We start from the raw sequence: 14,019 nt of genomic DNA, 5'->3' as shown, positions 1-14,019 counted from the left end.
TATCGATAGTCAGGTGTTTTGCACGACCTCAGGATGAACCCGTCGGCAGCGCTGCAGGCCTTTTAAAACAAGGCCTGCAGCGGATCCGGCCGCGCGGATGCAACGGTTGCGACCAACCTCATACTTAAAAGAACAAAGGGAGTCCGTCATGGGCGAGCACGATCTGAACAGGCGTCAATTCATTAAAACCGTCGGCGTGGCCTCGGTGGCTGCGGCGGCCATGAGCATGCCCTTCATCCGGGCGAGCGCCAGTGACACGCGGTTCGCCGGCAAGACCCTGCGCTTGCTGACCTGGTCGGATGACACCGGCCTCGCCGCACTGCGCAATATCGCGGCAACGTTCGAAGCCAAGACCGGCGCCAAGGTCATCGCCGACCGTACCGGCAGCACGTCGGAAATGGTCGCCAAACTCAAGGCCGGTGGTGATCGTCCGCAGTACGACATCATCACGTTGGCAGGCGTCGGTGCCGAAGGTCTGGCCGCTGCCGGATTGCTGGAAAAACCCGACCTCAACCGTATTCCCAACCTGATCGACGTCCCGGAGAAATACCGCACCGGCGCCAATGGTCACGGTATCGGTTACCTGTTGTGGTGCAACAGTCTGGTCTACAGCACCCGCACGCAGAAGGAAGCGCCGAACAGTTACGCCGCGTTGTGGGAGGCCGATCTGGCGCCGAACATTTTCCTGCCGCCGCCGAACTGGACCGAGGCCATGGACCTGATCATCATCGCCGCGAAACTCGCCGGCGGTGACGAACACAACATCGAGCCGGGCTTCAGGAAACTCGCCGAACTCAAGGATCGCGTGGTGACGCTGGGCGAAAATCCGAACCAGATTGCCGAACTGTTTCGCACCGGTTCGCTGGACATGGGTGGCCTCTATGCACCGGCATTTTTCCCCAAGCAGATTCGCGATCCGAACTATGGTCTCGGCGCTACGTTCGGCATGAAAGAGGGTTTCTACACCGACCTGATGCTCTCGGTGATGCCGAAGAATCGCCCGGGCGACACCGACCTGGCCTACGCGTTTATCGATCACTCTCTCGATCCGTTGGTGCAAGGCAAGATGGCCGAAGACATCTTCAACGGCCCGGTCAACGCCAAGGCGATCATCTCCGCCGAAGCACGCAAGAGCCCGTACATCCTTACGCCGGAGCAGATTGCCGAGAAGGCGATCATGCACGACAACGCCTTCCTGGCCACCGTGCATGACCAATGGATTCGTCGCTATACGGAAATCTTTTCTTCCTGACCGAGAGCCGAGCACAGGCCTTGAGAGCACCACAAATCAAATGTGGGAGCGGGCTTGCTCGCGAATGCAATCTGTCAGTCGACATTGTTGCTGACTGAACCACCGCTTTCGCGAGCAAGCCCGCTCCCACATTAGACCCCCGTTGCCTCACGTCCTGAGTTTGTCAGTTGCTTTCCATTGACGAGATCATTGCTATGGAACATCAATCCCTGACCCAACCGGTCGGTACTGCCACCGCGCGTCCGGCGCGCGGTATTTCGCCGACCGCGCGGGCGTGGTTTTTCCTCACGCCGTCGATGCTGTTTCTAAGTGTGCTGATCGCCGCCAGCCTGTTGGTGCTGCGTATGAGCGTCGGCAGCAAAGGCGCGGAGTGGAGCGGTTTCAGCCTGGCCAGTTACGCCCAGTTGCTCGAACCGTATTACCTGAAATCCTTGCTGCTGACTTTGCGTCTGGCGCTGATCAGCGCGGTGATTGCCGTGCTGTTGGCGATCCCGGTGGCCTACACAATGTCGCGGCTGACCTCGCCGTTGCTGCGACGGATTTTCCTCGCCGCCGTGCTGCTGCCGTTGCTGGTCAATCTGCTGCTGCAAAGCTACGGCTGGCTGGTGATTCTCGGCCCCGGCGGCATGCTCAATCAGACGCTGATGGGGCTGGGTCTGATAAAGCGGCCCATCATGTTGCTGTACAACCAGAACGGCGTGTTGATGGGCCTGGTGCAGACTGCGTTTCCGCTCGCCGTGCTGCCGATTGCCAGTGCCATGCGCGGCGTCGCTCGCAGTTACGAAGAGGCCGCGGCGACCCTCGGCGCCAGTCGTTTTCAGGTGTTCCGGCAAGTGGTGTTGCCGATGAGCCTGCCGGGGATCATCACCGGCGCGACGCTGGTGTTCGCTTACAACGCCAGCAGTTTCGTTGTACCGCTGCTGCTCGGGGGCCGGCGTGTGCCGATGCTGGCGGTGATGGTGCATGACCAGATCGCGCCGCTGATGAACTGGCCTGCCGCCTCGGCGGCCGGGGTGGTGCTGATTGTCACCACGCTGGCGATCATGACCCTGTCCGAATACATCACTGGCCGTCGTCGGCGTCTGCTGGAGGCTTCGCAATGAGTGCCCTGACCAAGAAGCGCATGGCGCTGCTGCCCGGCGACACCGGCAAGTTCGCCGGCATCCTCTCCGGGTTCATTCTGCTGCTGGCGGTGTTGCCGATCCTGACCATGATCGTGATGTCGTTCAGCGGCGCATCGAATCTCGACTTCCCGCCGAGCAGCTACAGCCTGCAATGGTACAAGGCGGCCTGGCACACCTTCGTGTCGCCGGATGCCAGCGACGTGCTCAGCCTCGGTCAGGCCATGGCCACGAGCCTGTTGGTGTCGTGTCTGACCATGGTCTTCGCCACACTGATCGCGGTGCCCGCCGCGTATGCGCTGACCCGTTGCGAGTTCCGTGGCAAAGCGGTGGCGCTGCAACTGATGTCGCTGCCGCTGGTGTTCCCGATGGTGGTATTGGGCCTGGCGTTGCTGCTGGTGTTCGACAGCCTGCCGTTCCACCTGACCACCTCGCGGCTGGTGATTGCCCACGTGATTCTGGCGTTGCCGTTTGTGGTGAAAAACTGCACCGCGGCGATGCTTTCCATTGGCAGTGAAGTCGAGGAAGCGGCGCGGATGCTCGGCGCTTCGCCGCTGCGGGCCATCGTCGATGTGGTGGTGCCGTTGATGAAGTCGGGGATTCTGGCGGGGATGCTGCTGGCGTTCATCGTCTCGTTCAACGAATTCACCGTGACCTATTTCCTCTACACCATCGACGTCATGACCGTGCCGATCTGGATGTACAGCCGCACCGTGTCATCGCTCGACCCTACCGTGTTCTCGTTTGCCGTGCTGATCGTGCTGATCGACTTCGTCCTGATCTGGGCGCTGGAGAAGCTGGTGGGCGAGGGCGGCGTTTCCTTTTGATTTGAGGTGCAACATGACTGGTCTGATTCTGGAAAACGTCGAGAAATTCTACGGCTCGGCGTGCGCGGTACAAGACGTCAACCTGCATTTGCCGGAAGGCAAACTGGTGTGTTTCCTCGGCCCGTCCGGCTGCGGCAAAACCACCTTGCTGCGGATGATCGCCGGGCTGGAAACCCTCAGCGGCGGCGAGATTCGCCTGGACGGCGAGGACATCGGCCAGACACCGGCGCACCTGCGCAACTTCGGCATGGTGTTCCAGTCGCTGGCGCTGTTCCCGCACATGACCGTCGGCGAGAACATCGCCTACCCGCTGAAGCTGCGCGGCGTCAGCAAAGCTGATCAGCACAAGCGCGTGGTGGAATTGCTGGAGCTGATCCAGCTGCAGGCGATGATCGATCGTCCGGTGGCGAAACTTTCCGGTGGTCAGCGGCAGCGCGTGGCGATTGCCCGGGCGATTGCTTCGCACCCGAAAATCCTCCTGCTCGATGAGCCGCTGTCGGCGCTCGACGCCAAGTTGCGCGAGTCGATGCAGGTGGAAATCCGCCAACTGCAACAGCGTCTGAACATCACCACCATCATGGTCACCCACGACCAGCGCGAGGCAATGACCATGGCGGATATCGTCGTCGTGCTGGGCGAGCACAAAGTGCAGCAGGTGGGCACGCCGATTGAAATCTATCGGCATCCGGCCAATGAGTTTGTCGCTGACTTCATCGGCTCGGGCAACATCTTCCCGGCCACGGCATTGGGCGATGGCAAGGTCAGCCTGCCGGGTGGCGACGCGCTGCAAGTGCCGATCTGCAGCAGCATTGTCGTCGGGCAGAAAGTGAAAATGCTGATTCGCCCCGAAGACCTGCAACTGTCGCCAGCGCAGGCGACGGCGGGCAATCGTCTGCTCGGCAAGGTGACGTTCGTGCGTGATATCGGCGCGACGATCGAGACGACGGTGGAGTGTTCCGGTGTGACATTTACGGCGTTAAGCACGCCGTGTCAGGGGATCGGGTTGGGGGTTGGTCATCCGGTGTCGGTGACGTTGCCGGTGGAGGCGTGTCGGGTGCTGGGGGCGTAGGACCCTCACCCCAGCCCTCTCCCGAGGGGAGAGGGCGCCGACCGAGGTGTCTGGCGCTATCCATCGACCTGAGAGATCCAGTTGATTATGGATTCGGCAAAGCATTTTCAGGTCGGTGTACTTCTTCAATATCCCGCAATCAGTCCCCTCTCCCTCCGGGAGAGGGTTAGGGTGAGGGGCTTCTAAAGGTCAGACAGAAAGCCGCAACCGCGCCAGATCCCGCAACGGCGGTGCACCAAACAAGCGGCTGTACTCACGGCTGAACTGCGACGGACTTTCATACCCGACGCGATACCCCGCCGCCGAGGCTTCCAGCCCCTCGGCCAGCATCAAGCGCCGCGCCTCTTGCAGGCGCAACTGCTTCTGATACTGCAACGGACTCATCGCCGTCATCGCCTTGAAACGGTGATGCAAGGTCGACACGCTGAGGTTCACTTCCCTGGCCAGATCATCGATGCGCAGCGGCTGTTCGAAGTTGCCGTTGAGCCATTTGATCGCCTGACTGATGCGATGGCTCTGGCTGTTGGCGATCGCGATTTCATACAAACGATGCCCCTGCGGACTGCGCAGCAAGCGATAAAGAATCTCCCGGCGAATCAGCGGTGCGAGCATCGCGATGTCTTTCGGCGCATCGAGCAGACGGGCCAGACGCAACACCGCATCGAGCATGGAGCTGTCGATCTGTTCGACATACAAACCACGCCCGGTCGGCCGGGTCGGCACGCCGATGGGACCTGCGTCAGCGATCAGTGCGGTGATTTCGGTCGGGTCGATATCCAGGCGTACCGCGAGGATCGGTTCTTCCGGCGAGACATTGACCACGCGCCCGCTCAACGGCATCGAAACCGACACCACCAGGTAATTCAACGGGTCGTAGTTGAAGAACTCGTCGGCCAGGCGTACCTCTTTGCGCCCCTGCGCCATGATGCACAGTGCCGGTTGCGCAAGCACCGGGGCAAAGTCGTGGGATTTTGTGTGACGCGACATGAACAGCGAGCCGATGGCGGTCTCGTAGCTGCCATCGTCAGTGGTGTTGCGGCGGATGATCGCCGCCAGTTCCGCGCGCTGTTTTTCCATGTCAGCTGTGGGTTCGGCTTGAAAACGATCGAATGACGTCATGCACGGCATCCTCGGCAAGGGAGGTGGAGTGGAGCAAAGCATATGTTTGTGCAAGCGACAGCGGTAGACACATCCTGCGAAATGCTTGCCTGATTCTGCATGGGATTGTGGGCGGGCTCAGCCATAGCAGGATGCACAGCGGCAAAGTTGCTTGATACGCCGTATGACAACCCTGTGACGCAGTTTTACAGGTTGTTACAGGTCCTATGTGCAGTCTCGCAGGATTGTGCAACGCGGCGGCAGGATTCGACTAACGGCGGCCGGCGTGCGGCCCTTAACCTTTGATCCTGTCGCAGCCCGTCCCCCGGCTGCCACGCGACTCCCTGGGAGGGTTGAACATGTACAAGCAGATTCCCGTCAGTCATATGGCCTTCGTTCGAGCGCGCGCCGGGCGTTCGGCGGAACTCGGTGTACGCCTGAGCGCGTTGATCGAGCCGTCCCGCGCCGCCCCCGGTTGCCTGAGCTTTGCCTTGCAGCATTCGCAGTGTGATCCGGAGTTGTGGCTGGTCTGCGGGTTCTGGAGCAGCCAGCAAATGATGACCAACTATTTCAACAGCCCGGCGATGGAAATCTTCGCCGAGCTGGTGCAGGAACTGGTGGTCAACAGCCTCGACTTCCATACCTTCAAGGACGTGTCGGCGGCGCAAGCCCTCGGTCAATGTCCGGCGCCGGTACACAAACTCGTCGGTTGAGGGTTTAATGTCCGGCTTATTTGTCTGAGCCGGGATGTGTGACATGGCACGTAAAGAGTTCGAACGCTTCGAAGCAGTTTCCGCAGTCGTCCCCGTCGAGTTGGGCGGCAACAAGGGCTATCACGCGGCAATCGCGGTCAAGGCCCTGGTCGATGGCGGTGCACCACGCTTTCACAAACTGCTGAATGACCAGATCTTCCCCGGCGCCATTGCCGCCGATGAAGCGGCCATCAATGAACTGGATAACCTCAAGGGCGTCACTGATGACGCCGAGTTGATCTGGTAACGCGTTACTTGCTGGCGCCCGGACGCCACATCTTGAACAGGGCCTCAGGCCCCAACTGGAAATAGTCCGCCGGCCCGCCGCCACGCAGAATCGGTTCTGCCGCGGCGGTGTCGTAGATGCCGTCCTTCAACAGCCACTTGGCGATATGCACGGCGACCACTTCGCCGAGGATCAGCCAGCTCGGCACGGTTTCGCCATCGGCGCGCTGCAACTGAATGATCTGGGTGACCTTGCACTCGAAGGACACCGGACTTTCGGCGACCCGTGGCACTGAAATCACTTTTGACGCCGCCGTGGTCAATCCTGCCAACTCAAACTCGTTGACCTGCGGCGCGACCATCGCGCAGCTCTGGTTCATCTGCTCGGCCAGCGGACGGGTGGCGAGGTTCCAGACGAATTCGCCGGTCTGTTCGATGTTGTTCAGGCTGTCTTTGCGCCCGACGCTGGAAAAACCAATGATCGGTGGAATGTAATTGAAGGCGTTGAAGAAGCTGTACGGCGCCAGGTTCAACTGGCCGTTGGCATCCTGTGAAGAAATCCAGCCGATCGGGCGTGGGCCGACGATGGCGTTGAACGGATCGTGGGGCAGCCCGTGGCCGTTGGCGGGTTCGTAGAAGTGGATGTCATCGGGCATGGTGGTTGAATTCCTCAGGCTGCGTTGCGGATGCCGCCATAGTGCAAGGACGCCCCGCATATTTCCAGCCAGACGCAAATCCCCGTGTAGGAGTGAGCCTGCTCGCGATAGCGGTGGGTCAGTCAGACATCTATCAGCTGACACACCGCTATCGCGAGCGGGCTCACTCCTACAAGGGGGGTGTGTGGAATTCAGAAATCTTCATCTCCCAGAAATGACTAAGCCCGGCCAAGGCCGGGCTGTGGGAGGGCTGCGGATACTTAGCTGATGGCTGCGGCAGTACCGGTTTTATCGAAACCGTCAGCAGCGACGGTTTTGCCCAGGTTGGTCTTGTCGAAACCGTCGGCAGCAACAGCTTTGCCAAGGCTGGTTTTATCGAAACCATCAGCGGCGTAAGTGCCCGAGTGGCTGGTTTCGATGGCGGCGCTCGCGCCGTTGATGAAGTCAGCGGACTTGGTTTTGTCCGAGCCATCGGCAGCGAAGGTGTTGGCGGCCAGTACGGAAAGGGTCAGGGCGAGGATCAGTTTGGTTTTCATCTTCGTTACTCCAGATTCGTTGGCGATGTGGCTGCATGGGTTTAATGCTAATGCCAAATAAATTGATTAAAAAGTGCAAGTTAATGCTAAAAACAATCGATTAACTTGATATTAAGGGCGGCGCAGAATGTTCGCTTTCGTCGTCGCAGCGAGCGTCGCGCAGGTCATCGATCAGGTGATTGGAGAATGAGTGGGCAGCATTAATTAGCGATTAATCGCATTGCGGCGGATGTGAGGAATTTTTCATGCAGGTCTGGAAAACGTGGTGACCCTGATCGCGAGCAGGCTCACTCCTACATTTGGAATGTTTTCCCTGGTAGGAGTGAGCCTGCTCGCGATAGGGCCAGAACAGCCACCATTGCAGTGGCTGTGAACATCTGATCAGTCAGTGACGATGCGCGAATGCTTCTGGGTGTCCTTCATGGTGATGTACACCAGCAACGACACTGCGATGCACGCCGTCACATACCAGTAGTAACCGGTTTCCATGCCGATGCTCTTGAACCACAGCGCGATGTATTCAGCGGTGCCGCCGAAGATCGACACGGTCAGTGCGTACGGCAGGCCGACACCCAGCGCGCGGATTTCGGTCGGGAACAGTTCTGCTTTCACCACCGCATTGATCGAGGTGTAGCCGCTGACAATGATCAGCGCCGCCATGATCAGGAAGAACGCGCCCCACCAGGTCTGAATGGTGTGCAGGGTCATCAGGATTGGCACGGTGAAGATCGTCCCCAGCACGCCGAAGGCGATCAGGATGGGACGCCGACCGATCTTGTCCGAGAGGCCACCGATGATCGGTTGCAGGCACATGAACAGGAACAGCGTGGCGGCAGAAATGGTGGTCGAGTCGGAGATGCTCATGCCGACGGTGTTCACCAGATACTTCTGCATATAAGTGGTGTAGGTGTAGAACGCCAAGGTGCCGCCCATGGTCAGGCCGACCACGGTCAACAGCTCTTTGGGGTGGCGCAGCAAGGTGCGCATCGCGCTTTCCTTGGATTTTTCTTTCTTGGTGAACGACTCGGTTTCTTCCATGCCACGGCGCAGGTACAGCGCCACGACCGCACACAGCGCGCCGATGGCGAACGGAATGCGCCAGCCCCACGCGTACAGCTGTTCAGTGGTCAGCACGTTCTGCAGCACGATCAGTACGCCCAGCGCGAGGAGCTGGCCGGAAATCAGGGTGACGTACTGGAAGCTGGAGAAGAAGCCGCGACGCTCCTTGTTCGCCATTTCCGACAGGTAGGTCGCCGAGGTGCCGTATTCGCCACCGACCGACAGGCCCTGCAGCAGACGGGCGAACACCAGCAGGATCGGCGCGCCGATGCCGATGGTTTCGTAGTTCGGGCTGAGGGCGATCAGCAGCGAGCCGAAGCACATCAGGTAGACCGAGGCCATCAGGGCTTTCTTGCGTCCGACCTTGTCAGCGTACATCCCCATCAGCCAGCCACCGATCGGGCGCATCAGAAAGCCCACAGCGAAGATGGCGGCGATGTTCATCAGTTGCGCAGTGGAGGAACCGGCCGGGAAAAAGGTTTTGGCAAAGTACAGCGAGAAGGCGGCATACACATACCAGTCGTACCACTCGACCATGTTGCCGACGGAACCGCTGAAGATCGATTTGATCCGGCTGGCGGTGGTTCTTTCTTTGGCGGGCGCAGCAGCCGACCCAAGTGGCAGGGCGTTGGAGTTATCCATTGAAGGATCCTTCATTTAATTGTTTTTGTGGAGCGCGTCGAAACGCAGCCTGCTGGGGCTATAGCAGGAGGTGTGCCAATGGGGAGAGGGCCGGTTTAGAGGGGGTGGCGGGATTGGGTGAGCGGTTTTGTGCCGATGGATTGAATTGTGTGAGCGGATTTCCGCTCATTGGGGCGAAAGTCAAAAGCCCCTCACCCTGGCCCTCTCCCGGAGGGAGAGGGGACTGACCGAGTGGTTTGCTCGAAGTACTTCGACCTGAGATGCCGAGCCGAATGCGAATTTAAAAAAGCATGACGATCGGCTCCCTTTCCCCCTCGCCCCCTTGGGGGAGAGGGCTGGGGTGAGGGGGAAAAGATCTCAGCCACACAGAAAATCCCAAGCCCGACTCACTCGCTCAGAAACATCTCCCGACTCAACCCATGCCGCTGCATCTTTTCATTGAACGTGCGGCGCGGCAGTTGCAGTTCTTCAAGCACCGCTTTCACATCGCCCTTGTGCCGGGTCAGGGCGGCACGCAGGCATTGAGCTTCGAAGGCTTCTTGCTGCGCAGCGAGGGACTGGCCCGGGTCGATACCCTGCACCGGTTCATCCAGCCCCAACACCTGACGCTCGGCAACGTTCGCCAGTTCGCGCACATTGCCCGGCCAGTCGTGGCTGAGCAGATGACTCAGTTGCGCACCACTCAAGGGGGGAAACATGCGGCCCAAGCGGGCAGCGGCATTTTGAGCGAAGGTTTCGAACAGCAACGGAATGTCTTCACGACGATCGCGCAGCGGCGGCAAACGCAGTTCGGCGACGTTCAGGCGATAGGCCAGATCTTCGCGAAAACGTCCGGCCCGGGCTTCATCGAGCAGGTCGGGTTTGGTCGCAGCGACGATGCGCAGGTCAACGCGAATGCTCTGATTGGAACCCAGCCGTTCAAGCTTCTGTTCCTGTAACACGCGCAGCAATTTCACCTGTTGCGCCAGCGGCATGCTTTCGATTTCATCGAGAAACAACGTGCCGCCATCGGCGTATTCCAGCTTGCCGATGCGTTTGCCCGAAGCCCCGGTGAACGCGCCGCTCTCGTGCCCAAACAACTCCGCCTCGAACAACTGCTCAGGAATCGCCGCGCAGTTCAGTGCCACAAACGGCTTGGCCGCGCGCGGGCCGAAATCATGCAGGCAACGCGCAACCAGTTCCTTGCCGCTGCCGGTTTCGCCACGGATCAACACATTGACCGGCAATGCCGCCAGATCCAGTACTTGTCGACGCAATATCTGCAAGCCACGGGACACGCCGAGCAACGTCGCATCAAGCTTCGCGCGGTTGTCGGCCTGTTCGTGCAACGCGCGGTTTTCCAGAATCAGCCGGCGTTTGTCCAGCGCCCGGCGCAAGCTGCCGAGCAGGGTTTCCGGGCTGAACGGTTTTTCCAGAAAGTCATAGGCGCCGTCACGCATCGCCTCGACGGCCATCGGAACATCGCCATGACCGGTGAGCAGAATCACCGGCAGGTCAGCGTCGCGTTTCTGCACTTCGGCCAATAACGCCAGGCCGCCCATGCCGGGCATGCGCACGTCGCTGAGGATCACCCCGGCAAAGTGCGCGGGCAGGGCGGCGAGGCATTCTTCGGCGCGGCTGAACAGCTGCACCTCAAACCCCGACAGGCTCAGCCACTGCTCGACGGCGTTGCGAATGCTGCTTTCGTCATCGACTACCATCACCGAGTTGAGCATCAGATGTGTGCCTCCAGATCGATCGGCAAAGTCAGGCTGAACACTGCGCCACTGTCGCCATTTTCAACGCTCAGACGTCCGCCGGATTCATGCACGATAGCGAAGGATACCGCCAGGCCCAGACCCAGACCGTCGCCCACCGGTTTGGTGGTGAAGAACGGGTCGAACACCTGGCCCAGATGAGCTTCGGCTATTCCGCCGCCATTGTCGCTGACGCTCAGACGCCACAGTTGTTCATCGGCTTGCAGGCGGATCTCCAGACGCTTGCACGGTTTGCCTTGCATCGCATCGAGGGCGTTGCGCAGCAGGTTGATCAGCACCTGTTCGAGACGGATCGCATCACCCCGCACCCACGCCGGACGGGTCAGGTGCAGGACCAGACTGACTTGTTCATCGCGCAGTCGCGCATCAAGCAACTGCAAGGACTGATCGACCACCGTCGCCAGGTCCAGGCGCTCGCGCAGGCCGCTTGGACTCTTGCGCGCGAAGGTCTTGAGGTGGCCGGTGAGGGCAGCCATGCGCGTGAGCATTTCGTCCACCGGTTTCAGCGCTTTATAGGCATCGTCGACACGGCCATGGTCGAGCAGCAGGCGCAGGGTTGCCAGTTGCATGCGCTGAGCGGTCAACGGCTGATTGATTTCATGGGCCAGTGCGGCGGACATCTGGCCGAGCGCAGCGAGCTTGGCCGATTGCACCAGACCGTCCTGCGCGGTGCGCAAATCGCGGGTGCGTTCTTCCACCAATTGCTCAAGTTCTGCGCGGTTGCGCTGGCGGATTTTCGACAGGCGCCAGCGCTGGTTGAGAAACAGCAACAGAAACACCAGCGCCAGCCACACGCCGGCAGCGGCCAGCGCGGCGTTGCGCAGGTCTTCGAACGCTACTTGCGGATGGCGCAGCAGGTGCAGGGTCCAGCCTTCGGTGCTCAGGGGCAGCGATTCCCACAGATAATCCGCTGTGCCTTGCGGGCCTTCAACGCGGCGCAGATCGCTGTTGTCATCGAAGCGGCGCAACGATAAGTGGGTCAATGGTAGCAGCGACTGCTTGTCGTACTGCCGGGTGGCTTTGATTTCATCCATGTCGCGGGCGCTCAAGGGCCGCAGTGCGCGATAGCGCCAGCCGGGCTGATTGGCGATGAAGATGATCCCGCGCGCATCGCTGACCAGCAGGGTGTCGTTGCCTTGGCTCCACTCGCGTTCCAGTTCGGGGAATTCCAGCTTGACCACCATCGCGCCGAGGAACTCGTCGTTATCGCCGAGTACCGCGCTGGAGAGGAAGTAACCGGGAATGCCGCTGGTCACGCCCACCGCGTAAAAACGCCCGGTGCCTTGGGTGCGGGTCTGACTGAAGTACGGGCGGAAACCGTAATTGTGGCCGACGTAACTGCTCGGCAGCCGCCAGTTACTTGCGGCCACGGCGAGACCAGTGTGATCAAGCAGTTCAAGGGTCGAGGACTGCGCCGCGCCGTTGATCTTTTCCAGTTTGAGATTGAGCGCGGCTTGTTGCCCGGCATCTACCGGACCGGCCAGTGCCGAGCGCAGTTGCGGATCGAGCGCCAGTACGGCGGGCAGGGCGCGGTAGCGATCTATGAGGGTGTGCAGGGAGTTGGCGTACAACGCCAGTTGCTGGTTGGCGCGAGCGGCGTCTTCCTCCAGCGCCTGACGTTCGGCGTGGCGGATGGCAAGCGTCGCGGCAGCAACCGTGCCGGCGATGATCAGCAAGGTGTACAACGACAAACGCAGGGTACGGGAAGTCGGCAGCATGCTGGGCGCAGGAATGGAGGCGGGCAGGCACATTACCATGCCCGCTGTTCGGGCCAAGAGCTAAGTCATCACCTTTTTACACAGCAGTGAACGTGGACGATTTGGAATGAAGGACTGTTCGCAAGTCTCGCAGCAGATTAATTCGTTTGGCGGTTTTGCGTTCAATGCGTTCAATGCGTTTCACGCTATCAGAGTTACCGCTGGTCTTGACCATTTCGATTAAACGTTCCGAGCCGCCCTGCAGCATATTCATCATGCCGGTTATGTCGGCATCCAGTGCGGTCACCTCATCCTCGGTCAGATCAACTCCGATTCTGTTCACTTCCTTCAAGAGATCAATGGTGTCTGGAACCGCCTTGACCGCCGGTCCGACGTAAGGAATCTTGCCCGCCACGGTCAGTGCCCCGTCCTTGGCAACGGTGACGGCGCCCTCTTTGATCTTTTGGCGTCCTTCGGAAGTAGACGGATTGTAATCAGCGATGCCTTTTACGCTAGAGAGGAGATCTCGATCAGCCTGCATTTGTTTTACCAGCTTGGATCCTTTCAGTCGATCCGGTTGCAGACTGATGGAAGTTTTCAAGCCGGTTTCTTCGCCGATCGCTTTTGTCGTTTTGCTCACGGCTTTTCCGACCACGAAACCAAGCGTTCCGCCGATCAGCATTCCGAGCGGGCCAGCGGGGATTCCCAATGCTGTTCCGGCTGCACTCAATCCTATGCTGACCCCGTTAGATACGCCTTTTTCCGCAAGGAAAAAACCGGTTCGCTTCGCGGTTGATACCCTGCTGTTTTTCTCGGATCGATGATTGAGTATTTGCGTCCGGACATCCCTGACAGCCATATCAACGGCTGAAAGGAGATCGGAATGGAAGGCTATTCGATTCAGCATTCGCTCGTTGGGAGTATTTCCGGTGATAAAGGCCAGAGCTCCTCCGCTCTTCGGTTGGGCTTTCTCTGAGACGCTGCCTGTCGGGTCGACATAAGTCATGGGGTTGTTGCGCACGAACCCGTACAGATTCAACCCATCCACATCCCCCGCCGGATCAGGACTGATCCAGCGCTGCAACCACGGCGCGTAGTACCTCGCGCCGTAGTAATACAGCCCGCTGACATCCATCTCCTTGCCCGAATAACGGATGAATTTGTAGCTGATTCCGGTCTCCGGTTTTTCGATCATCCACGCCGTCGCGCCGAACGGGTAATAGCCTTCGTGGCTGATCATGTGCGCGTTCTGATCCAGCTCCAGCGTGCATGAGCCGAGGTGGTCGTCGAGGCTGTAGCGCAGCTGATTGTTCTCGACAGCCGCAGGC

Annotated in this window: 13 protein-coding genes; 6 read left to right on the top strand and 7 right to left on the bottom strand. The window is 59.8% G+C overall.

Annotated features, from left to right (window positions below):
* Positions 1-148 precede the first annotated feature (148 nt).
* The 4 genes from ACM6IV_RS27065 (at position 149) to ACM6IV_RS27050 (ending at position 4,269) form a co-directional block, all read left to right on the top strand.
* Positions 149-1,252 (top strand): extracellular solute-binding protein, encoded by a 1,104-nt coding sequence (locus ACM6IV_RS27065; protein WP_414872421.1) that lies wholly within the window; start codon positions 149-151, stop codon positions 1,250-1,252.
* A gap of 194 nt (positions 1,253-1,446) precedes the next feature.
* The gene (locus ACM6IV_RS27060) at positions 1,447-2,355 is read left to right on the top strand and encodes an ABC transporter permease (RefSeq protein ID WP_414872420.1); all 909 of its coding nucleotides are present in this window, start codon (positions 1,447-1,449) and stop codon (positions 2,353-2,355) included.
* Positions 2,352-3,200, top strand: coding sequence for an ABC transporter permease (locus ACM6IV_RS27055; RefSeq protein ID WP_123466328.1), 849 nt, complete (start codon positions 2,352-2,354; stop codon positions 3,198-3,200). Before ACM6IV_RS27060 ends, ACM6IV_RS27055 begins: the two co-directional genes overlap by 4 nt.
* A gap of 13 nt (positions 3,201-3,213) precedes the next feature.
* A complete protein-coding gene (locus tag ACM6IV_RS27050) occupies positions 3,214-4,269 on the top strand; it encodes an ABC transporter ATP-binding protein (RefSeq protein ID WP_414872419.1) in 1,056 nt (351 codons plus the stop codon).
* Positions 4,270-4,458: 189 nt separating this feature from the next.
* Here ACM6IV_RS27050 and ACM6IV_RS27045 read toward each other — a convergent pair whose 3' ends face one another.
* Complete coding sequence (locus tag ACM6IV_RS27045) at positions 4,459-5,388, bottom strand: AraC family transcriptional regulator N-terminal domain-containing protein (protein ID WP_414872418.1); 930 nt, start codon at positions 5,386-5,388, stop codon at positions 4,459-4,461.
* Positions 5,389-5,726: 338 nt separating this feature from the next.
* On the opposite strand from ACM6IV_RS27045, the gene ACM6IV_RS27040 reads away from it, so the two are divergent.
* Positions 5,727-6,080 carry an antibiotic biosynthesis monooxygenase family protein gene (locus tag ACM6IV_RS27040; RefSeq protein ID WP_414872417.1) on the top strand — a complete coding sequence of 118 codons (354 nt, stop codon included), beginning with the start codon at positions 5,727-5,729 and terminating at the stop codon, positions 6,078-6,080.
* A gap of 43 nt (positions 6,081-6,123) precedes the next feature.
* Positions 6,124-6,366, top strand: coding sequence for a hypothetical protein (locus tag ACM6IV_RS27035; protein WP_414872416.1), 243 nt, complete (start codon positions 6,124-6,126; stop codon positions 6,364-6,366).
* A gap of 4 nt (positions 6,367-6,370) precedes the next feature.
* Here the strand turns inward: ACM6IV_RS27035 and ACM6IV_RS27030 are convergent, their stop codons facing one another.
* The 6 genes from ACM6IV_RS27030 to ACM6IV_RS27005 all read right to left on the bottom strand — a co-directional run.
* Positions 6,371-7,000 (bottom strand): flavin reductase family protein, encoded by a 630-nt coding sequence (locus ACM6IV_RS27030; RefSeq protein ID WP_414872415.1) that lies wholly within the window; start codon positions 6,998-7,000, stop codon positions 6,371-6,373.
* Between the two features lie 260 nt (positions 7,001-7,260).
* A complete protein-coding gene (locus ACM6IV_RS27025; RefSeq protein ID WP_414872414.1) occupies positions 7,261-7,536 on the bottom strand; it encodes a hypothetical protein in 276 nt (91 codons plus the stop codon).
* A gap of 381 nt (positions 7,537-7,917) precedes the next feature.
* The gene (locus tag ACM6IV_RS27020; protein WP_414872413.1) at positions 7,918-9,237 is read right to left on the bottom strand and encodes an MFS transporter; all 1,320 of its coding nucleotides are present in this window, start codon (positions 9,235-9,237) and stop codon (positions 7,918-7,920) included.
* 386 nt (positions 9,238-9,623) lie between these two features.
* Positions 9,624-10,952 (bottom strand): sigma-54-dependent transcriptional regulator, encoded by a 1,329-nt coding sequence (locus tag ACM6IV_RS27015; protein ID WP_414872412.1) that lies wholly within the window; start codon positions 10,950-10,952, stop codon positions 9,624-9,626.
* Positions 10,952-12,712, bottom strand: a complete 1,761-nt coding sequence (locus ACM6IV_RS27010; protein WP_414872411.1) for an ATP-binding protein — start codon at positions 12,710-12,712, stop codon at positions 10,952-10,954. The genes ACM6IV_RS27015 and ACM6IV_RS27010 overlap by 1 nt, the downstream gene beginning before the upstream one ends.
* A 76-nt stretch (positions 12,713-12,788) precedes the next feature.
* Positions 12,789-14,019 (bottom strand): RHS repeat-associated core domain-containing protein (locus ACM6IV_RS27005; protein WP_414872410.1); only part of this gene is annotated, 1,231 nt, incomplete at its 5' end.

It is taken from the genome of Pseudomonas sp. IT-347P (assembly GCF_949768005.1).
Taxonomy (GTDB): domain Bacteria; phylum Pseudomonadota; class Gammaproteobacteria; order Pseudomonadales; family Pseudomonadaceae; genus Aquipseudomonas.
The sequence above is the reverse complement of the archived record's forward strand: the minus strand, read 5'-3'. Positions and strand labels throughout refer to the sequence as shown.